The following is a 21,112-nucleotide window of genomic DNA, read 5'->3' as shown; positions in this document are numbered from 1 at the left end:
TGACCAGCGCCGAGTTCGACGGGCGGTTCACCACCGGCCGTGAGCTGGAGCTGTCAGGCGATCAGGGTGCGGGTGACGTCGTTGCCCGTGTGCGAGCCGGACACGGCCGGCCACAGCTCCGCCATCAGGCGCACCGCACTGCTCAGCTGCTGGTCCGGCTTGGCGAACGGCACCCGCAGCCAGGAATCCGCGCCGCCCTCGACGGCGAACACCGGGCCGGGCGCGACCTTGACACCGTGGCGTTCCAGCTCGACGGCCAGCCGCGTCGCGCTGCCACCGGCGAGTTTGACCCACAGGCTCAATCCGCCCGGGGGAACGCGGAAGCGCCAGTCCGGCAGGTGGCGGTGCAGCGCCTCGGTGAGCACGTCCCGCCGCTGCCGCAATTCCGCGCACCGGCGCTCGACCACCCCGTCGTCGCCCATGAGCTCGGTGACGACCAGCTGGTCGATCAGCGAGGTTCCCAGGTCGGCGCGCAGCCGGGCGGCGATGATGCGGTCGACCATCGGGCGTGGCGCCCGGATCCAGCCGACCCGCAGACCGCCCCAGAAGACCTTCGACGCGCTGCCGATGGTGATCGCCGATGGATCGAAGGAGGCGAAGGGTGCGGGCATCGCGACATCGTCGAGTCCGAGCTGCTGCAGCGTCTCGTCGACGATCGCGGTGGTGCGCGCGCGGCGCAGTGCCTGCGCGTAGCGGTCCCGGTCGGCTTCGTCCATCAGGAACCCGGTCGGATTCTGGAAATCGGGGATCAGGTAGGCCAGCCGGGGTGAGCTCTGGCGCAGGGTGGCCTCCACGCCCTCGAGGTCCCAGCCCGCGTCGCCGAGCGGGTCGGCCAGCGGTGAGCTGACCAGCCGCCCCCCGCCCAGGCGCAGCGCATCCACCGAGTTGGCGTACACCGGGGATTCGATCATCACCCGGTCGCCGGGCCGGGTCAGCGCACGGGCGACGGTGGCCACCGCGGCCAGCGCCCCGGAGGTGACCACGATCTGCTCCGGGTCGGTGGGAAGGCCACGGTTGGTGAAGGATTCGGCCACCCGGGACTGCAGGTCGGGTAGGCCGGAGGGCAGATACCCGTCTTCGGAGAGGTACGCCGGCAGCGCGGTCAGGGCACGCTCGTAGGCGGCGACGGTGCCGGGTGTCGCGCCGCCGGCGGCGATGCTGAGGTCCACCGACTCACCGGGGCCGGCGGGCATCCCCAGCGGCCGGCGCACCCGGTCGTGCACCCGGCGTCGGTCCACCGGCACCGCGGCGTAGGTGCCCGAACCCTGTTTGGCGACCGCGAACCCGGCCTCGGTGAGGTCGGCGTAGGCGCGGGTGACGGTGGTGCGCGACACTCCGAGCGCGGCCGTCACGGTGCGCTCGCTGGGCAACCGGGTGCCGATCGGTATGCGGCCGTCGCCGATGAGTTCCTGCAGCGCCTCACACAGCCCGCGGTAGGCAGGTGCGCGGTCGAAGTCGCCGATCAGCCGGGCCAGCCTTTCGGGGCCGATCGTCAGAGCCATTGCACCGGTCATGTGGCCATTTTCTGCCAAATGGCTATTTTTTCCAAGTCCAATTATCGACAAACTGGCCGCATGGCAGCGACCAGTAACCAACAGCAGCTGGCCAATCTCGGTCCGCTGGAACAGCTCACCGCGGGGCGGCTGCCTGAGCGGCTGCTCCGCCTGATCGTCGGGCTGTGGCTCTACGGGCTGTCGATCGCGCTGATGATCGAGGGTGCCGTCGGAGCCGCGCCATGGGACGTCTTCCACGTCGGTGTCGCGCACCATCTACCGCTGAGCATCGGTGCGATCATCATTGTGGCGGCCGGGGCGGTGCTTGCCGCGTGGATACCGCTGCGCCAGATGCCGGGGCTGGGCACCGCCCTCAACGCGGTGCTGCTGGGGCCGTTCGCCGACCTCAACCTTGCCCTGTTGCCCACCCCGGAAGCGCTCGGGATGCGCTACGGCTATGCCCTGGCCGGCGTGCTGGCCTGTGCCTTCGCCACTGCGCTGTACGTCGGCGCGCAACTGGGCCCCGGCCCGCGCGACGGCCTGATGACGGGTCTGGCGCGACGCACCGGCTGGCCGATTCGCCGGGTGCGCACCGGGATCGAGGTCTCGGTGCTGGCCGCGGGATTCCTGCTCGGCGGCACCGTGGGACTGGGCACGGTCGTCTTCGCGCTCACCGTCGGTCCGCTGACCCAGTTCTTCCTGCGCTACCTCGTCGTGCCCATCGCGCCGCCCGCCGGCCTGCCATTGACCTAGAGGGCGGCGGCGGTCTCGGTGCCCTGCTTGATCGCCCGTTTGGCGTCGAGCTCCGCTGCGACATCCGCGCCACCGATCACGTGGGTGGTGACCCCGCGGGCGCGCAACCCGTCGGCGAGGTCGCGCACCGATTCCTGACCGGCGCAGACCACCACGTTGTCGACGGTGAGCACCCGGGGTTCGGTGTGGTCGGGCCCGAAGCTGATGTGCAGGCCGTCGTCGTCGATGCGTTCGTAATTCACTCCGCTCAACTGGTGAACCCCTTTGGTGCGCAGCGATGCCCGATGAACCCAGCCGGTGGTCTTGCCCAACCTGCGGCCCTGCGGGCCCTTGCTTCGCTGGAGCAGATAGACCTCCCGGGCCGGCGGCGCCGGCAGCGGGGTCGTCAGGGCACCCCGCGAGTGCGGGGCCTCGTCGGGGTTCAGCACGCCCCACTCGGCCCGCCACTCCTTGAGGTTCAGGGTCGGGGAGTGCTCGGTGGTGAGGAATTCGCTGACGTCGAAACCGATTCCACCGGCGCCCACCACCGCCACCGACTCGCCGATCGGCGCCCCGGTGATCGCCTCGGCGTAGGAGAGCACCATCGGATGGTCGATGCCAGGGATCTCGGGCATCCGCGGGGCGACCCCGGTGGCCAGGACCACGGCGTCGAAACGGGTCAGTGTCTCGACATCGGCGCGCACGCCCAGCCGGACGTCCACCTCGTGCTTGTCGAGCATCCGGGTGAAGTAGCGGATGGTATGGCTGAACTCCTCTTTCCCGGGAATCCTTCGGGCCAGGTCGAACTGGCCGCCGATGGTGGGCTGCGATTCGAACAGCGTGACGTGATGTCCGCGCTGGGCGGCGGTGACAGCGGCGGCCAGCCCCGCCGGACCGGCGCCGACCACGGCGACCCGCCGGGCCCGGCGGGTCGGCCCCAGCATCAGCGTGGTTTCGTGACCGGCTCTCGGATTGAGCAGGCAGGACACCGTCTTGTGGGAGAACACGTGGTCCAGGCAGGCCTGGTTGCAGGAGATGCAGGTGTTGATCTCGTCGGCCGCACCCGCCGCGGCTTTGCGCACCCAGTCCGGGTCGGCCAGCAGCGGGCGGGCCATCGAGATCAGGCTGGCATCGGTGTCGGCGAGGATCTGCTCGGCGGCCTCGGGCATGTTGATCCGGTTCGAGGCGACCACCGGGACGGTGACGTGCTGGGCGAGTGCGTGGGTGACATCGACGAATGCGCTGTTGGGCACCGAGGTCACGATCGTCGGCACCCGCGCTTCGTGCCAGCCGATACCGGTGTTGATCAGAGTCGCCCCCGCGGACTCGACTTCGGTTGCCAGCGCGATGATCTCGTCCCAGGTCTGGCCGTCGGAGACGAAGTCGGCCATCGACAGCCGGTAGCAGATGATGAAGTCCGGGCCCACCGCCGCGCGGGTGCGGCGGACGATCTCCACGGGAAGGCGGCGGCGGTTCTCCGGCGTGCCGCCCCAGGCGTCGCGGCGCTTGTTGGTGCGCGGCGCCAGGAACTGGTTGAGCAGATAGCCTTCGCTGCCCATGATCTCGACCCCGTCGTAGCCGGCTTCACGGGCCAGCACAGCGCTGCGGGCGAAGTCGTCGATCGTGCGCCGCACGCCCCGCCCGGACAGCCTTCGCGGCCGAAACGGTGTGGTGGGGGCCTTGATCGACGACGCGCTGGCCGAGAAGGGATGGAACGCATAGCGTCCGGCGTGCAGGATCTGCAGCAGGATCTTGGCGCCCGGGTCGGCTGCTGCCCCGGTGCCGGCGGTGTGCACGGCTGCGGTGATCCGGCGGTGCCTGCGCGCGTCGGACTTCGACGTCATCTGCGCGGCGAACGGCAGCAGCCAGCCGGTGCGGTTGGGGGCGTAGCCGCCGGTGATGATGAGCCCGGCACCGCCACGGGCGCGTTCGGCGAAATACTCTGCAAGCCTGCCGATATCGCGGGCGCGGTCTTCCAGGCCAGTGTGCATCGACCCCATCACCACGCGGTTGCGCAGCGTGGTGAAGCCGAGGTCCAGTGGTGCGAGCAGGTGCGGATAGGGGTCTGTCACGGTGTGTCCTCCAATGCGGTGGCTACCTCGTCGAGCCAGGCGACGGTGCTCTGCTCGGTGCTGATTCCGCCGCGCAACACCAGGTACTGGCGCAACTCGGGGCCGGTCAGCGCTCGGGGGTCGGGGAACTGGCGTTTCTCGAAGCCCCGGTAGACGCCGAGCAGTTCGGCGCGTTCGGCGCGCAGCGATGCCACCTGTTCGCGCACCGCGGCCAGATCGTCCGGGCCGCCATAGCCGGCGCCGCGGATCTTGACCGCGAGGTCGCGGGTGCGGTTGTCGGCCACCGGCCCGCGCTGCCCTTTCCCGGCCGGCGGCGCGGCGATCCAGCGCGCCAGTTCGGCGCGGCCGGCGTCGGCGACCGAATAGACCTTCTTGTCGGGACGGCCGTGCTGGACCACCTCGGTGACGTGCACCCAGCCGTTGTCCTCCATGGTGCGCAGCGTTCGGTAGATCTGCTGGTGGGTCGCGGCCCAGAAATATCCGATCGAGCGGTCGAAGCGGCGCGCCAACTCGTATCCCGAGCCGGTCTGTTCGCAGAGCGACACCAGGATCGCGTGCGGAAGCGCCACCGGTGCAGCGTAGGCCGCGCGAAGGCCCCTATGCAACTAGTTGCACTGCGCGTAGATGCATAGCGGCGTGGTACTAGGCGAGGGGTATGTGCGACGTTTAGTATCTGTAACCACGCGCCACCCCTAACGTGGGTTTCGCGTGTAGTTAGGGCACACTGAGACACCCGTCCAACAACCGGCATGGATACTTGCTCCAGACTGGTCGGGACACCAGCAAAGCCCTGCCTAGACAGCAGCCCACTGGACAGGTAGTTCGAGAGGACTTGAGGAGACCTTCCGTGACGTACACGATTGCCGAGCCCTGCGTCGACGTCAAAGACAAGGCGTGCATCGAGGAATGCCCCGTCGACTGCATCTACGAGGGTGCTCGGATGCTGTACATCCACCCGGACGAGTGCGTCGACTGCGGCGCCTGCGAGCCGGTGTGTCCCGTCGAGGCCATCTACTACGAGGACGACGTTCCCGACCAGTGGAGCGGCTACACCCAGATCAATGCGGACTTCTTCGCCGAGCTCGGGTCGCCCGGCGGCGCGTCGAAGGTCGGTCAGACCGACAACGACCCGCAGGTGGTCAAGGACATGCCGCCGCAGGGTGAGGACTGAGCACCACGGCATCGCCGGGATCGCCCGCCGAGAGCTCTGATCGGGGCCGCCGGCCGCTGAGGTCGGCGGCGCTACCGGTGTTCCCGTGGGACACCCTCGCCGACGTCACCGCGGCCGCGCGCGCCCATCCCGACGGCATCGTGGACCTGTCGGTGGGAACCCCCGTCGACGAGGTGGCGCCGGTCATCCGGGAGGCGCTGGCGGCGGCAAGCGCGGCGCCCGGGTATCCGACCACCGCGGGAACCGAGACGCTGCGCGAGGCGATGGTCGCCGCGCTGCATCGCCGCTACGGGATCACCGGGCTGGCGCCGACGGCGGTGCTGCCGGTGATCGGCACCAAGGAACTGATCGCCTGGCTGCCCACGCTGCTCGGCCTCGGCGCCGCCGACACCGTCGTGGTCCCCGAGTTGGCCTATCCCACCTACGAGGTCGGGGCGCTGCTCGCCGGTGCTGCGGTGCTGCGGGCCGACTCGCTGACCCAGCTGGGGCCGACCGCTCCGCCGCTGGTGTATCTGAACTCGCCCAGCAACCCGACCGGGCGGGTGCTCGGTGTCGAACACCTGCGCAAGGTCGTGGGCTGGGCCCGTGAGCGCGGCGCTCTGGTCGCCTCCGACGAGTGCTACCTGGGGCTGGGCTGGGATGATCCGCGTCCGGTGTCGGTGCTGCACCCTACGGTCTGCGACGGCGACCACACCGGTCTGCTGGCCATCCATTCGCTGTCGAAGACCTCGTCGCTGGCCGGCTACCGCGCGGGTTTCGTCGCCGGCGACGCGGCCGTGGTGGCCGAGTTGCTGGCGGTGCGCAAGCACGCCGGGATGATGGTGCCCACCCCGGTGCAGGCGGCGATGGTGGCCGCGCTGGACGACGACGCCCACGAGCGCGATCAGCGGGAGCGGTACGCGCGGCGGCGGGCGATCCTGCTGCCGGCGCTGCGCGCGGCGGGGTTCACCGTGGACCACTCCGAGGCCGGTCTGTATCTGTGGGCGACCCGCGGTGAACCGTGCCGCGACACGTTGGCCTGGCTGGCCGAGCGGGGGATTCTGGTCGCCCCCGGCGAGTTCTACGGGCCGCGTGGCGGCCGGCATGTGCGGGTGGCGCTGACCGCCAGCGACGAACGTATCGCCGCTGCGGTGCAGCGATTGGGCTGAGGCTGCGGTGCAGCGATTGGGCTGACTCGGGAATCCGGCGCGCCGGAGCACCCTCGGTGTCGTGGAGCGCGCCCGATTCGCACGGGTTCAGGGGGCGACGGCGGCGAGCGCTGCACGACATGCGCGGATGGCGGGCGTGGTGCCCAGCGCCGATCTCGTTGCCGTGAACACCGACCGTCGTCGGGGGTCGGTGTCGATCACCCGCACGGCCGGACGGCGGCGCACCCGCATCAGATCCGGTAGGACCGCCACGGCGTTGCCGCTCTCGATCAGCGCGATCTGTGCTTCCAGATCGTCGGTTTCGAACCGGACATCGGGTTCGAACCCGGCCTGCCGGCACAGCTGTTCGGCCCAATGCCGCGACGCGGTGCCCGTCGGCTCCATCGTCCACGGCAGCTCGGCGGCGTCGGAGACGGAGCGGACCCGATCCCACGGCTCGCCGGTCGGCGGGACCGCCAGGCGGAGCAGGTCCGAGGTCAGCGGCACGCGGTCGAGCCCCGGGTACACCCGGGCGGCATGCCCCGGATACTCCTCGGCGATCACCAGGTCGAACTCGCGCATCCACGTCTCGTAGAGCGCCTGCTCGGGCTCGCGCTGCGACATGGTGACCCGTAGCCGGGGGTGACGCGCGGCCAGCTCGGTGAGCATCTGCGGCATGAACGCCGATGCGGCGGACTGGAAAACGGCGATACGGACGGTGCCCGAGGCCTGGGTGCCGTCGGCGGCGCCCAGGGCCGCGGCCTCTGCGGCCGCCCGCTCGAGCCGCTCCAGAACGGCGGCGGTGTGCTCGACGAGCACTTCGGCGGCAGGGGTGAGGCGCACGCGGCGTCCCACCTTCTCCAGCAGGGGCACACCGACCTCGTGTTCGAGCAGCGTCAGCGCCTGCGACACCGATGACGGGCTCTGGTGCAGCGCCTCGGCGACCTCGGCGAGGGTGCCGCGCAGACTCAGCTCGCGCAGCAGGCGCAGCCGGCGGAGGTCGAGAAGGTCCGAACGCTTATTCATCAGCACTACTTATGTTTTATCGTCAAAATTCATCACTTTATTCTAGGGTTCGCCGGAGCCCATCATGAGTAAATGACGCGTATGGACGTTGGCGACGACCTGCTGACCGATGTCGAGGCACTGGTCCGGCAGTGGCTGGACGACGCGGCCGGGCAGCCCGTCGCCGCTGCCGCGCGGCGGCTGTCCGATGTGTTGAGCGACCCGGGGGGTCTCGACTTCACCGTCGGATTCGTCGACAGGGTGATCCGTCCGGACGACCATCGCGTTGCCGCGGCCAATCTTCGCGACCTCGCCCGCACCGCACCCCGCTTCCTGCCGTGGCACCTGCGCGTGCTGATCAAGCTCGGCGCGGCGCTGTCGCTCGTCGCACCCGGAATCGTCATCCCCACCGCGCGGCGGGCACTGCGCGAGATGGTCGGCCACCTGCTGGTGGACGCCACCGACGCCCGGCTCGGCCGGTCGATCGCCCGGATCCGCCGCCGCGGCGTCGGGCTCAACATCAACCTGCTGGGCGAGGCGGTGCTGGGCCGGCGTGAGGCGGCCCGGCGTCTCGAAGGCACCGAGCGGCTGCTCACCCGCCACGACGTCGACTACGTGTCGATCAAGGTCTCGGCGACCGTGCCGCCGCATTCCCCGTGGGCGTTCGACGAGGCGGTCGATCACATCGAGGCCAGCCTGCTGCCGCTGTTCACGCTGGCGGCGGCTTCATCGACTGGCGAGTCGACAGGCGAATCGACCCGCAAGTTCATCAACCTCGACATGGAGGAGTACCGGGATCTGGAGCTCACCGTCGCGGTGTTCACCCGGCTGCTCGATCGACCCGAACTGCTCGATCTCGAGGCCGGAATCGTGCTGCAGGCCTACCTGCCCGACGCGCTGAGCGCGATGATGCGGCTGCAGGACTGGGCCCGCGCCCGCCGGGAACGCGGCGGCGCGGGCATCAAGGTCCGTCTGGTCAAGGGCGCCAACCTGCCGATGGAACACGTGGAGGCATCCCTGCACGGTTGGCCAAGGGCGACGTGGCCGACCAAACAGGACACCGACACCCACTACAAGCGGGTGCTGAACTACGCGCTGCAGCCCGGCCGCACCGACAACGTGCGGATCGGCGTCGCCGGTCACAATCTGTTCGACATCGCCTACGCGTGGACGCTCGCGGGCCGCCGCGGTGTCCGCGACCGGGTCGAGTTCGAGATGCTGCTCGGCATGGCCGAGGCGCAGGCCGAAGCGGTGTCCCGGACGGTCGGCGGTCTGCTGCTGTACGTCCCCGTGGTGCACCCTGAGGACTTCGACGTCGCGATCTCCTACCTGGTGCGCCGGCTCGAGGAGGGGGCCAGCCAGGAGAACTTCATGTCGGCGGTCTTCGAATTGCACAGCGACGAGACGCTTTTCCAGCGAGAGAAGGACCGGTTCGTGGCATCGCTGGCCGCTCTGGACGACCCGGCCTCACTGAACGAGGAGGTACCGCCGCCCAACCGCCGCCAAGACCGCCGCAGCGACGACCCAGCGGCCGCGGCGGCCCCGCCCGGCGGCTTCGCCAACGTGCCCGACACCGACCCTTCGCTACCGGGCAACCGGGCCTGGGCCCGGGCGATCACCGAACGCATCTCCGCATCGACCGCGGGCCTGGCGCTGGTGGACAGGCACACCGTCACCGACGCCGACGAGCTGGACTCGGTGATCGCCCGCGGTGTCGCCGCAGGCGCGAGCTGGTCGGCGCTCTCCGGCGCCGAGCGGGCGGCCGTGCTGCGCGGTGCGGCCACCGGCTTGCAGGCCAATCGGTCGGCGCTGCTCGAGGTGATGGCGGCCGAGACCGGCAAGACCCTCGACCAGGGTGACCCCGAAGTCTCCGAGGCCATCGACTTCGCCAACTTCTATGCGGCCCTGGCCGAGAAACTGGACGACGTCGACGGCGCGGTCGCGGTGCCGGTCGGGCTCACCGTGGTGACCCCGCCGTGGAACTTTCCGGTCGCGATCCCCGCGGGCGGCACGCTGGCCGCGCTCGCGGCGGGCAGCCCCGTCATCATCAAACCCGCCACCCAGGCCCGCCGGTGCGGATCGGTGCTGGTGCAGGCGCTGTGGGATGCCGGGGTGCCGCGTGAGGTGCTGCAGCTGGTGCACGTCGACGAGGGCGACCTCGGGGCCCAGCTGATCTCCGACCCGCGGGTCGGCCGGGTGATCCTCACCGGCGCGTTCGACACCGCCGCGCTGTTCCGCAGCTTTCGGCCGGATCTTGCGCTGCTCGCCGAGACCAGCGGCAAGAACGCCATCGTGGTCACGCCGCACGCGGACATCGACCTGGCGGTCAAAGACCTGGTTTATTCGGCGTTCGGGCACGCCGGCCAGAAGTGTTCGGCGGCGTCGCTGGGAATTCTGGTCGGGTCCGTCGCGCGGTCGGCGCGGTTCCGCGACCAACTCGTCGACGCGGTCACGTCGCTGAAGGTGGGCCATCCGTCGGATCCGACCGTGCAGATGGGGCCGGTCATCGAGCCGGCCGACGGCAAGCTGCTGCGTGCGCTCACCGAACTGGCACCGGGGGAGCAGTGGCTGGTGCAGCCGCGCCGGCTCGACGACACCGGTCGGTTATGGTCTCCCGGCGTGAAGACCGGCGTTCGTCGCGGGTCGGAGTTTCATCTCACCGAATACTTCGGCCCGGTCCTCGGGCTCATCGAGGCCGAGGATCTCGACGAGGCCATCACCATCCAGAACGAGGTCGACTACGGCCTCACGGCCGGACTGCACACCCTCGACCGCAACGAGATCCAACGCTGGATCGAGCGGGTCGAAGCCGGCAACGCCTACGTGAACCGGTCGATCACCGGTGCGATCGTGCGGCGCCAGCCGTTCGGCGGCTGGAAGAAGTCCGCCGTCGGCGCCGGCGCCAAGGCGGGCGGTCCGAACTATCTGGTCGGGCTCAGTGACTGGCGCAGCGTGCCCGCCTCGAAACCCGGCCGCCTCAGCCCGGACATCCGCGGATTCCTCGACGGTGCCACGCTTCTGGCGCTCGACGCAGCCGATCGCGATTTCCTCGAAAGATCCCTGATGTCAGATGCGTTGGCGTGGAACGAGGAATTCGGTGTCGCCCGTGACGTATCAGGTCTGACGGCCGAGCGCAACGTGTTCCGGTACCGGCCGGTGCCGGTGACGGTCCGCACCGAGGACGCGAACCCGGTGTCGCTGCTGCGGGTGGTCGGGGCAGGCATTCTGGCCGGCTCCGAGGTGACGGTCTCCAGCCCGGTGCCGCTGGCCCCGGCGGTCGCCGACACGCTGCGCTCGACCGGGATCGCCTGCCGCACCGAGGATTCCGACGCGTGGCGGAAGGTCTTGCGCGGCAATGCTCCCGGCCGGGTGCGCCTGCTCGGGGGCGACCGCGGGCAGTTCGCCGCCGCCAGCGGCGGGCGGGCCGACATCGCGCTCTACGCACAGCCGGTCGTCGAGGCGGGACGCGTCGAGATGCTGACCTTCCTGCGCGAGCAGGCGGTGTCGGCCACCGCGCACCGGTTCGGATCGCCGACCGGGCTCGTCGAAGGTCTGTTCTAGGCCTCGGGACTGCGCCCGGGGCGGCGTCTACCCGCGGCTGCGTTTGGAGAAGCGGCCCTCGGTCACCTCGTCCCACTTCTGATACACCTGCTCGACCTGGGGGTTGCCCTGCTCCTTGATCCAGTCGCAGGTCGCCACGTAGGTCGACGGGTTGGTGACGATGATGGTGTGCAGGCCGGGATCCTTGTGCGCCAGATCGTCGAGCTCCTCGGGCGGCGTCGACGGATCCGCCGAACGCAGCGCGTCCCGCGGGTCGGGCAGCGCCCCGCGCGGGGCGTCATAGGCGGCCAGGTCGCTTTCCGGCTCGGGCTGGCCCTTGCGGTTGAGCAGCAGGTTCAACAAGATCGCGGTGATGGCGCCGGCCGAGATACCGGAGTGGAAGATGGTCTGGAACCAGTCCGGGAACTGGTGGTAGAGGTCCAGCGACACCTTGATCGGCGTGTCGGCCAGGGTGCGGTCGGTGTAGTACAGCTTGGCCTCGGTCAGCATGGCCACGCCCACCGAGATCGCCACCACCAGGATGTTGGTGTTGGTGAAGTTCACCTTCGTCAGCGTGCGCACACCGCTGGCGGCGACCATGCCGAACAGCGCCACCCCCGCGCCGCCGAGCACGGGGAGCGGGATGCCCTCGACCACCGCCGCCATCTTCGGCAGCAGGCCGAGCAGCACCAGGATGACGCCGGCGACCGTGGCGACGTGGCGGGTGCGCACGCCGGTGATCGCGACCAGCCCGACGTTCTGGGCGAACGCGGTGTAGGGGAACGTGTTGAACACGCCGCCGATCACGGTGCCCAGCCCGTCGGCGCGCAGCCCGTCGGCGAGCTTGCGGGGGGTGATCTTCTCGTCCACGATCTCCCCGACGGCGACGATGTCGCCGGTGGTCTCGGTCATGATCACGATCGCGACGATCAGCAGCGCGATGATCGAGCTGATCTCGAAGGTGGGCACCCCGAACTGGAACGGGGTCACGATGCCGACCCAGCTGTACTCACCGATGTGGTCCCAGTTGGCCATTCCGAGCGGGATCGCCACCACCGTGCCGATGATCAGGCCGAGCAGGATGGACACCCGGCGCAGGCTCTCGGGGGCGAACCGCTCGATCGCGATGATCACCACCAGCGTGAAGAAGCCCATCCCGATGGCCTTCGGTGAGCCGAAGTCCGGGCCGTTGCCGGTGCCGCCGCCGAACCACCCGGCTGCCACCCGCATCAGCGAGACGCCGATGATCAGGATGATGGTGCCGGTCACCAGCGGTGGGAAGAACCGGATCAGCTTCCCGAAGACCGGGGCGAGCAGCATCATGAACAGCCCGCAGGAGATCACCGCGCCGTAGATCGCGGTGATGCCGTGGTTGGTTCCGATGGTGATCATCGGACCCACGGCGGCGAAGGTGACGCCCTGCATCAGCGGCAGCCGCACCCCGAATCGCCAGAACCCGACCGACTGGATAATCGTCGCGATACCGGCGACGAACAGGTCGGCCATGATGAGGTGAACGATGTTGGCCTGCTCGAGCTGGCCGGCGGCGACCATCGCGCCGCCCACGATCAGCGGCACCGCCACCGCACCGGCATACATGGCCAGCACGTGCTGGATCCCCAGTGGCAGTAGCCGTTTCAGGGGCGGGATCTCGTCGACCGGGCGGGCAGCGGTCTCGCCTTCGGTCAAAATCTTGCTGATAGTGGCCATGGAAGAACGTCAGCTCCCGCCTGTCTGCGGCACCGGCGCCGGACGGCTACCGGATCGGTCGCCCAATCCTTGAAGTTCGCCGTTTCGGAAAATTTGAGCGGGTGTGACCGGCGTGTTAAGCGGGGTAGGCGGCGACGGGCATGATGACGCTGCCCCGGCAGATCCCCTCGAGGATCTCGGTGCGCCAGGTGCCGTACATCGTGCCGTCCGGGGTGGGCGCGTAGAACACCAGCGAGCGGGCGGTGGCGTACTCGGTGGGCACATCGGCGCCCCGGAAGCACTCCCACTGCCAGGTGTAGTTGAACACCCACTGCTTGCCGTCCCAGGTGTAGCGGCTTGGCTGCGGGATGGTCGGGTTGCTCGGTGCCGGGCCGTCGCCCGCGGTGGCCACGCAGGTACTGGTGCACGAGGTCTTGAAGGTGTACTCGGCGCTGAAATCGCGTTCCGACTGCTGGGCGGCGATGCTGGTGCCGAGCTTCTGGGACGCGTAGGTCACCACGGTGTAGCGGCCGTTCCACAGCGGAGCGGCGTGCGCGGTGCCCTCGGCGAGCACGCATGCCACCGCGAGGACCGCCGCGGTGGCCAAAGCGCTTCGTGCCCGTCGGGCCGACATGGGTACCTCACAGTGGTGCTAGCAGATGGCAGACAGATCGCACTTGCAACGTAGTTGGCGCGCCGCGCCCCCAGGCCGATCGACACGACCGGTCGGGCCACGGTTGCGTCACGGCTTGGTATCGGAGCTGACGCGCGAATGCGGTTCCCGGGGAACGGTCTTCGCCGGGCGCCGGGCTAGCCTGCGAGGAGCTTGAGCAGTGTCCAGGCGGCGATGGACTGTGCATCGGTGATCGTGCCGTCGCGCATCATCTGCTCCACCTCGAGGCGGGTGAACCAGGCGCTGCGCATGTCCTGCTCCTCGTGCTCGCGTTCGTGGGGGCCTTCGGTGATGCCGGTCGCCAGGAAGACGCGGCCGCGCTGGCTGCTCATCCCCGGTGCGACGTCGAGCAGCCCGATCTCGGTCATCGACGCGGCCCGCAGCCCGGTCTCCTCGCGCAGTTCCCGGATGGCGAGTTCGGTTGCCTCGAGGTCGGCCCGTCCGGGGGCGGTGCCCTGCGGGAACTCCCAGCGCCGCAGTCCCAGCGGATAGCGGAACTGCTCGACGAGGTGGAAACGATCGCCGTCCTGCGGGATGACCAGCGCGTACGCGGGCTTGTCGACCACCGCATAGATCCCGGGGCTGCCGTCGGGCCTGCGGATGTCGTCCTCCCGGATGGTCAGCCAGTTGTTCCGGTACACCTCGCGTGACCCCACGGCCCGGATGGAATCCACCGCCCCAGTATGCGGGGAGTAGCCTCGTTTTTCGTGCTGCTGGACTCCCTGAACCCCGCCGCGGTGGCAGCCGGGGCCGATATCGGCGACGCGGTGCGTATCGACGGTGTGACGCTGAGCCGCAGTGACCTGGTGGGCGCGGCGACCTCGGTGGCCGAGCGGGTGGCCGGCGCATCGCAGGTCGCGGTCCTGGCGAGGCCGACGCCGGCCACCGTGCTGGCCGTCACGGGCTGCCTGATCGCCGGTGTGCCCGTCGTGCCGGTACCCGCCGACGTCGGTGCCGCCGAGCGGCGCCACATTCTGGCCGACTCCGGCGCACAGGCCTGGCTGGGCGAGCGGCCCGACGATCTGGGCGGCATCGGCCACGTCCCGGTCCGGCTGCATGCCCGGTCCTGGCATCGCTACGCCGAGCCGTCGCTGGACGCGACCGGGCTGATCATCTACACCTCCGGCACCACCGGGCCGCCCAAGGGCGTGCTGCTGAGCAGGCGCGCGATCGCCGCCGACATCGACATGCTGGCCCAGGCCTGGCAGTGGACCTCGGCGGACACCCTGGTGCACGGGCTGCCGCTCTACCACGTACACGGCCTGGTGCTCGGCCTGCTGGGCTCGCTGCGGATCGGAAGCCGCTTCGTGCACACGGGGAAACCGAAACCGCAGGCCTACGCGCACGCGGTCGCCGAATACGGCGGCTCGTTGCTGTTCGGGGTGCCGACGGTGTGGTCGCGGGTGGTCGACGACGGTGACGCCGCCCGGGCGCTGGCGCCGGCGCGGCTGCTGGTCTCGGGCAGCGCGCCGCTGCCGGTCCCGGTGTTCGACGGGTTGGCTGAGCGCAGCGGGCACCGCCCGGTCGAGCGTTACGGCGCCACCGAGTCGCTGATCACGTTGAGCACGCTGGCCGACGGGGAGCGCCGGCCGGGGTCGGTCGGGTTGCCGCTGGCCGGGGTGCACACCCGGCTGGTGTCCGAGTCGGGTGCGGACGTGCCCCACGACGGGGAGTCCATCGGGCAGTTGCATGTGCAGAGCCCGACGCTGTTCGACGGCTATCTGAACCGGCCCGAGGCGACCGCCGAGGTGCTCTCCGACGACGGCTGGTACCGCACCGGCGACGTCGCGACCGTCGGTGCCGACGGGATGCATCGCATCGTCGGGCGCGAGTCGGTGGACCTGATCAAAAGCGGTGGGTTCCGTATCGGTGCGGGGGAGATCGAGACCGTCCTGCTCGGCCACCCCGGGGTTCGCGAGGCTGCCGTGATCGGGGCGCCCGACCCCGACCTCGGGCAGCGCATCGTGGCCTTCATCGTCGGTGACGCTGCCCCGGACGAGCTGATCGACTACGTGGCCCGGCAGCTGTCGGTACACAAGCGGCCCCGGGTGGTCCGAACCGTCGAGAGCCTGCCCCGTAACGCGATGGGGAAGGTGCTCAAGAAGGAGCTGGCGCAGTGGGTCTGAGGTTGACCGGTTGCGGGCCCGTGCCGGCGGCTGTCCGGACTGCGCCGGACACGCCGACGGAGTCCGGCACTCTTCGCACGTTCGCCGGAGTCTGTGCGGCATTCGGTGTCGCGGTTGCGGTCGTAGCCGGTCCGGCCGCGGGACCGGCCGGTGCCGACCCGACCCTGCCGGAGCCGCCGCCCGCCCCGGCACCGCCGCCCATGCCGCTCGAGCCGCCCCCGGCGCCGGACATCCTGAGCATCGGGCCGTCCGCCGTCGACACCACCGGCGGCTGGCTGCCCGACGGCACCACACTCTCGCCGTTCGACACCGCCAATCCGATACTGTCCCAACTGGACCCGGCGCTACTGCAGGCCGTGCAGGCAGCGGCGCAGGCCGCACAGGCCGACGGCGTCGAGATCAGGATCACCTCGGGCTGGCGGTCCAGGGGATTCCAGCAGCGGCTCTTCGACAACGCGGTGGCCAACTACGGCAGCGTCGCCGCGGCGGCGGAGTTCGTCGCCACCCCGGAGGTCTCCAAACACGTCACGGGCGAGGCGGTCGACATCGCGCCGGTGGCCGCCGACATGTGGCTGATCGCCAACGGTGCCCGGTTCGGGCTGTGCCAGATCTATGCCAACGAGATCTGGCACTTCGAGCTGGCCGTCGATCAGTACGGCAACTGTCCGCCGCTGTTGCCCAACGCCGCAGGCTGACCGCGAGCTCGCTGGCTGTTGCATACGCCCCGTCAGCGGCTCGCTGCCGGGTCGCGGCAGTCCTAACCCGTCACCGCCTGCCGGGCACTGGTCGTTTAGGGATTGCGATATCACCCGCGATAGCGCAACGCCGGAAAGACTCCTGCCGCCTCCAGGGTGCTGGAGTGGCGGATGTGGCCATCGAGGTCCGGCTCGGAGGTCGAGCCCCGAGCAGACGAGGGTGCGGTACGCAGGTCAGTTGGCGTGCAGGGCCTCGTTCAGGGTGATCCCGGTGCCGTCGCGTTTGACCACCTCGACCGCGCCGGTGACCGAGTTGCGCCGGAACAGCAGGTTGTCGGCCCCGGACAGCTCCCGCGCCTTGACCGTCTGACCGTCGCCGGTGCTCACCTTGGTGCCCGCGGTGATGTACAGGCCCGCCTCGATCACGCAGTCGTCGCCCAGCGAGATGCCCAGCCCGGCATTGGCGCCGAGCAGGCAGCGCTGCCCCACCGAGATCACCTCTTTGCCGCCGCCCGACAGGGTTCCCATGATCGATGCCCCGCCGCCGACGTCGGAACCGTCGCCGACCACGACGCCCGCCGAGATCCGGCCCTCGACCATCGAGTTGCCCAGCGTCCCGGCATTGAAGTTGACGAAGCCCTCGTGCATGACCGTGGTCCCCGAGGCCAGATGCGCGCCGAGACGGACCCGATCGGCGTCGGCGACGCGCACCCCGGCGGGCACCACGTAGTCGACCATGCGCGGGAACTTGTCGACGCCGTAGACGGTGACCGGCCCGCGCCGGCGCAGCTTGGCGCGTACCGTCTCGAAGCCCTCGATCGCGCACGGACCGAAGTTGGTCCAGGCGACGTTGGTCAGTACGCCGAACAGGCCGTCGGCATTGAGCCCGTGCGGCGCCACCAGCCGGTGTGAGAGCAGGTGCAGCCGCAGGTAGGCGTCATAGGCGTCGACGGCCTTGTCGTCCAGCGACGCGATGACGGTGCGCACCGCCACCATCTCGACGCCGCGGTCCTCGTCGGTGCCCACCAGTTGGGCCAGCTCTTCGGGTACCTCGGCGACCGACAGCCGCACGGTTCCGGTCGGTCCGTCGCCGCTGCGTTCGGGCGCCGGAAACCAGGTGTCGAGTACGGATCCGTCGGCCGCGACCGTGGCCAGACCAACGCCAGATGCAGAAGTCACGGCGACCAGACTAACGTCAGCCCGGTGACCCTCGACCTGCACGGTGACCCGGTGGCGCTGACCGCGGCATTGGTGGACATTCCCAGCGAATCGCGCCACGAGGCGCACATCGCCGACGAGATCGAGGCCGCCCTGCGTGCCCAGACCATCGGCTTCGAGGTCGTCCGCAGCGGGGACGCCGTACTGGCCCGCACCGACTACGGCAAACCGTCACGGGTGTTGCTGGCCGGCCACATCGACACGGTCCCGGCCGCCGACAACCTGCCCAGTCGGCTCGCCGACGGTGTGTTGCACGGCTGCGGCACCTCAGACATGAAGTCCGGCGACGCGGTGTTCCTGCACCTGGCCGCCACCGTCGCCGACGCGGCCCACGACATCACGCTGGTGATGTACGACTGCGAGGAGATCGAGGCCACGGCCAACGGTCTGGGCCGCATCGAGCGCGAGTTGCCGCAGTGGCTCGACGCCGACGTCGCGATCCTCGGCGAACCGTCGGGCGGATTCATCGAAGCCGGCTGCCAGGGCACCCTGCGCGTCATCGTCTCCGCCTCCGGAACCCGTGCCCATTCCGCACGATCCTGGTTGGGGGACAACGCCATTCACAAGCTCGGCGCGGTGCTCGCCCGGCTCAACCACTACCAGCCCCGGGAAGTCGACATCGACGGCTGCGGGTACCGGGAGGGGCTGTCGGCGGTGCGCGTCGACGGCGGCGTCGCGGGCAACGTGGTACCCGACGCCGCGTCGGTGACGGTGAACTTCCGGTTCGCCCCCGACCGCAGCGTCGACGCGGCCTACGAGCACGTGTGCGAGGTCTTCGACGGTCTCGATGTCGGCATCGAGTTGACCGACTCGGCCCCCGGGGCGCTGCCGGGTCTGACCAAGCCCGCGGCCGCCGCCCTGGTCACCGCCGCAGGCGGGCAGGTCAGGGCCAAGTACGGGTGGACCGACGTGTCGCGGTTCGCCGCGCTGGGCATTCCGGCGGTCAACTACGGTCCCGGCGACCCCAACCTGGCCCACCGCGCCGATGAGCGGGTCGACGTCGCGCAGATCACCGCGGTGACCGAGATGCTGCGGCGCTATTTAACCGTTTGACGGTCTCGATAGCCTGAGAGCCATGCTGGGAGCAGACGTCATCTCCGGGTAACCCCGGAGCCCTCACGTCCACATCGCTCGCTGCCGGGCCCCGTCGCGCCGGCACCTCTCCTGGAGCCCCCGCATGTCTTCTGTCACGCTGTCGGATGTCGCGTTCCGCTGGGACGACGGCACCCCCCTGTTCACCGATCTGTCGTTCACCTTCGGCCCCGGGCGCACCGGCCTGGTCGCCCGCAACGGTGCCGGAAAGAGCGCACTGCTGCGGCTGATCGCCGGCGAACTGCGACCCGGCGCCGGGTCGATCACCGTCGAGGGCGCCATCGGTTACCTGCCCCAGAACCTGCCGTTGTCCGACGACCGAACCGTCGCCGAGATGCTCGGCGTGGCACCGGTGATCGCCGCCCTCGACGCGCTGGCTGCCGGTGACTCCAGCGACCCGGTGTTCGCCGCGATCGGTGAGGACTGGGACCTCGAGAATCGGACCCGCGCCGGGCTGGACCGGCTCGGTCTGGGCGCCGTGGCGCTCGAACGGCCGCTGAACACGTTGTCGGGTGGTGAGGTGGTCGGTCTGGGGCTGGCCCGGGAACTGTTGCGCCGGCCCGGCGTCCTGCTTCTCGACGAGCCGACCAACAACCTCGACGCAGACGCCCGCGAACGTCTCTACAGCGCGCTCGACGACTTCGGCGGTGCGCTGCTGGTGGTCAGCCACGACCGCGTGCTGTTGGATCGGGTCGATCGCATCGCCGAGCTGCGCAACGGTGAAATCTTCTCCTACGGTGGAAATTTCAGTTACTACCAGCAGGTCGTCGAGGATGCCCGCCGGGCGGCGTCGGGTGCTGTTCGCAACGCCGAGCAGCAGCTCGAACGAGAGACACGGCAACGTCAGCTGGCCCGTGAGCGCGCGGACCGCAGATCAGGAACCGCCAAGCGCACCATCAAGGACGCCGGGGTGCCCAAGGTCGTCGCCGGCGCGATGAAGCGGCGCGCGCAGGAAAGCGCGGCGCGCGCCGACGATGTGCACGCCAGGCGCATCGCGGACGCGCAGCGTGTGCTCGACGACGCCGAGCAGGCACTGCGCGATGACGACACACTGGTCCTGGACCTGCCTGACACCGAGATTCCCGCGGGACGAACGGTGCTCAGCGCGTCCGCGCTGCGCGTCGTGCGCGGCGGACGTGAACTGTTCACCGACGTCGATGTCACGGTCCGCGGTCCCGAGCGGGTTGCGCTCACCGGACCCAATGGATCGGGCAAGACCACCCTGCTGCGCGTGCTGGCCGGGCAGTATCCGCCGGACGCGGGATCGGTGCAGGTCGCGCACGGCCGGGTGGCCTACGTCTCGCAGCGGCTGGATCTGCTCGACGATGCGCGCAGCGTCGCCGAGAACCTCGCCGACTTCGCTCCGAACCTGTCGCGCACCCGTCGACGGCATCTACTGGCCCAGTTCCTGTTCCGCGGTGACGCTGTGCACCGCGCGGTGCGAACCCTGTCGGGCGGTGAGCGGCTGCGCGCCACGCTGGTCTGCGTCCTGTTCGCCGAACCGGCCCCGCAGCTGCTGCTGCTCGACGAGCCGACCAATAACCTGGATCTGGCCGGTGCGGCGCAGCTGGAATCCGCGTTGGCGGCCTACCGGGGTGCATTCATCGTGGTCAGCCACGATCAGGTGCTCCTGGACCGGATCGGGGTGCACCGTGAACTGCACCTGGCCGGCGGCCGGTTCGGCGAGCGCTAGTCGTGCTGACGCGCCGGCCCGGCCGCACCGAGCTGTTGGCCCAGCTGCCCGGCCGCGGCCGTCATCGCCTCGGCTCCATCGTGGTCGCCGCGCTCGTAGGCCGCGACGGCCTCGTGCAACAGCTCCGCGATGCGCGAACCGTTGTCTTGGGTGGTGGTCATGGCGCCCGAACGGCTGTCCAGCGCCGCGCTCAAAGCGGTCTCGACGGCATGTGCGACGGTGCCGTGCGAGCCCGCGACGGCGGCCGAACCCGGGGCCGAAGAGGTCAGCGAGCCCAGCCCGGCGGCCACCTGGGTGTGAACATCGGACAGGGACCGCATGCCGTCGGTGTCGACCGACAACGGTTCGACCATCGGTAACCTCCCATCCTGCCCGGTTCGATTCTAGGGCGGCCGCGATGCTGCCCGGAGCACCAACTCCGGCCGCGCGGGTACCGTGCGGGCATGTTCGTCTTCAAGGTTGCCTTGGTGGTCTTCCTGGTAGTGGCGGTGACGTTCTTCGTGGTGGCCTACATCCGCAAGGCATGGCGGGCTGGGGGCCTACCCCTCGCGCGGTCCACGAGCCACTTCCACCAGGCCTACTTCGGCGCCCAGCCGCCCACTCCGAAGCCCGACTGGGCGACCGAGACCGCCGAGGACGACCACCACCGTCGCTAGACGGCACCGCGCGTCACCGTGGCAGCGGTCGCGCCCGGGGTCAGGACGGGCTGCGCGCCGCGGCCAGCGCCGCCCGGCCGAACTCGCAGTCGAGGTCCGAACACAGCCGGGTCAGGGTCTGTGCCGCGTG

Annotated in this window: 18 protein-coding genes; 9 read left to right on the top strand and 9 right to left on the bottom strand. The window is 70.1% G+C overall.

The genetic code is table 11. The features are described from left to right. Positions 1-53: 53 nt before the first annotated feature. Entirely contained in the window at positions 54-1,514 is a 1,461-nt protein-coding gene (gene yczR / locus ACXAID_RS16070; protein WP_475023207.1) for a MocR-like transcription factor YczR, read from the bottom strand. A gap of 60 nt (positions 1,515-1,574) precedes the next feature. Here yczR and yczE point away from each other — a divergent pair, with 60 nt between their 5' ends. Next, positions 1,575-2,246, top strand: coding sequence for a membrane protein YczE (yczE, locus tag ACXAID_RS16065; protein ID WP_475023206.1), 672 nt, complete (start codon positions 1,575-1,577; stop codon positions 2,244-2,246). On the opposite strand, the gene ACXAID_RS16060 is transcribed toward yczE, so the two are convergent. Further along, on the bottom strand, positions 2,243-4,297 hold the full coding sequence (locus tag ACXAID_RS16060) for an oxidoreductase (RefSeq protein ID WP_475023205.1): 2,055 nt from the start codon (positions 4,295-4,297) through the stop codon (positions 2,243-2,245). The genes yczE and ACXAID_RS16060 overlap by 4 nt on opposite strands. Further along, the gene (locus ACXAID_RS16055) at positions 4,294-4,866 is read right to left on the bottom strand and encodes a PadR family transcriptional regulator (RefSeq protein WP_475023204.1); all 573 of its coding nucleotides are present in this window, start codon (positions 4,864-4,866) and stop codon (positions 4,294-4,296) included. Before ACXAID_RS16055 ends, ACXAID_RS16060 begins: the two co-directional genes overlap by 4 nt. Positions 4,867-5,144: 278 nt before the next feature. On the opposite strand from ACXAID_RS16055, the gene fdxA reads away from it, so the two are divergent. Then, the gene (gene fdxA, locus ACXAID_RS16050) at positions 5,145-5,468 is read left to right on the top strand and encodes a ferredoxin (protein WP_152518213.1); all 324 of its coding nucleotides are present in this window, start codon (positions 5,145-5,147) and stop codon (positions 5,466-5,468) included. Positions 5,469-5,524: 56 nt separating this feature from the next. Further along, complete coding sequence (dapC, locus tag ACXAID_RS16045) at positions 5,525-6,616, top strand: succinyldiaminopimelate transaminase (RefSeq protein WP_475023215.1); 1,092 nt, start codon at positions 5,525-5,527, stop codon at positions 6,614-6,616. 87 nt (positions 6,617-6,703) lie between these two features. On the opposite strand, the gene ACXAID_RS16040 is transcribed toward dapC, so the two are convergent. Further along, a complete protein-coding gene (locus ACXAID_RS16040; protein WP_475023203.1) occupies positions 6,704-7,621 on the bottom strand; it encodes a LysR family transcriptional regulator in 918 nt (305 codons plus the stop codon). A gap of 72 nt (positions 7,622-7,693) precedes the next feature. Between ACXAID_RS16040 and ACXAID_RS16035 the strand changes: the two genes are divergently transcribed. Continuing rightward, entirely contained in the window at positions 7,694-11,161 is a 3,468-nt protein-coding gene (locus ACXAID_RS16035; RefSeq protein WP_475023202.1) for a proline dehydrogenase family protein, read from the top strand. Between the two features lie 27 nt (positions 11,162-11,188). On the opposite strand, the gene ACXAID_RS16030 is transcribed toward ACXAID_RS16035, so the two are convergent. From ACXAID_RS16030 to ACXAID_RS16020, 3 genes are all read right to left on the bottom strand, one after another. Continuing rightward, positions 11,189-12,850 (bottom strand): nucleobase:cation symporter-2 family protein, encoded by a 1,662-nt coding sequence (locus ACXAID_RS16030; RefSeq protein ID WP_475023201.1) that lies wholly within the window; start codon positions 12,848-12,850, stop codon positions 11,189-11,191. A 115-nt stretch (positions 12,851-12,965) separates the two neighbouring features. After that, on the bottom strand, positions 12,966-13,463 hold the full coding sequence (locus ACXAID_RS16025; RefSeq protein WP_475023200.1) for an Rv2253 family sensor-like surface protein: 498 nt from the start codon (positions 13,461-13,463) through the stop codon (positions 12,966-12,968). A 176-nt stretch (positions 13,464-13,639) separates the two neighbouring features. Continuing rightward, a complete protein-coding gene (locus ACXAID_RS16020; RefSeq protein ID WP_475023199.1) occupies positions 13,640-14,176 on the bottom strand; it encodes an NUDIX domain-containing protein in 537 nt (178 codons plus the stop codon). A 33-nt stretch (positions 14,177-14,209) separates the two neighbouring features. Between ACXAID_RS16020 and ACXAID_RS16015 the strand changes: the two genes are divergently transcribed. Next, positions 14,210-15,628 (top strand): acyl-CoA synthetase, encoded by a 1,419-nt coding sequence (locus tag ACXAID_RS16015; RefSeq protein ID WP_475023198.1) that lies wholly within the window; start codon positions 14,210-14,212, stop codon positions 15,626-15,628. 164 nt (positions 15,629-15,792) lie between these two features. Next, positions 15,793-16,323: a M15 family metallopeptidase gene (locus ACXAID_RS16010; protein ID WP_475023214.1), complete on the top strand. Its 531-nt coding sequence runs from the start codon at positions 15,793-15,795 to the stop codon at positions 16,321-16,323. Between the two features lie 234 nt (positions 16,324-16,557). Here the strand turns inward: ACXAID_RS16010 and dapD are convergent, their stop codons facing one another. Continuing rightward, positions 16,558-17,511 carry a 2,3,4,5-tetrahydropyridine-2,6-dicarboxylate N-succinyltransferase gene (dapD, locus tag ACXAID_RS16005; protein ID WP_475023213.1) on the bottom strand — a complete coding sequence of 318 codons (954 nt, stop codon included), beginning with the start codon at positions 17,509-17,511 and terminating at the stop codon, positions 16,558-16,560. A gap of 15 nt (positions 17,512-17,526) precedes the next feature. On the opposite strand from dapD, the gene dapE reads away from it, so the two are divergent. Then, positions 17,527-18,594, top strand: coding sequence for a succinyl-diaminopimelate desuccinylase (dapE, locus tag ACXAID_RS16000; protein WP_475023197.1), 1,068 nt, complete (start codon positions 17,527-17,529; stop codon positions 18,592-18,594). A gap of 124 nt (positions 18,595-18,718) precedes the next feature. Then, positions 18,719-20,326 (top strand): ABC-F family ATP-binding cassette domain-containing protein, encoded by a 1,608-nt coding sequence (locus ACXAID_RS15995; protein WP_475023196.1) that lies wholly within the window; start codon positions 18,719-18,721, stop codon positions 20,324-20,326. Here the strand turns inward: ACXAID_RS15995 and ACXAID_RS15990 are convergent. After that, positions 20,323-20,679: a type VII secretion target gene (locus ACXAID_RS15990; protein ID WP_475023195.1), complete on the bottom strand. Its 357-nt coding sequence runs from the start codon at positions 20,677-20,679 to the stop codon at positions 20,323-20,325. The genes ACXAID_RS15995 and ACXAID_RS15990 overlap by 4 nt on opposite strands. 90 nt (positions 20,680-20,769) lie before the next feature. On the opposite strand from ACXAID_RS15990, the gene ACXAID_RS15985 reads away from it, so the two are divergent. After that, positions 20,770-20,982 (top strand): hypothetical protein, encoded by a 213-nt coding sequence (locus ACXAID_RS15985; protein WP_475023194.1) that lies wholly within the window; start codon positions 20,770-20,772, stop codon positions 20,980-20,982. Positions 20,983-21,112 lie beyond the last annotated feature (130 nt).

The sequence above is a fragment of the Mycobacterium sp. ABE4_509 genome, assembly GCF_056160785.1.
This window is presented reverse-complemented; position numbering and strand designations above follow the sequence as displayed.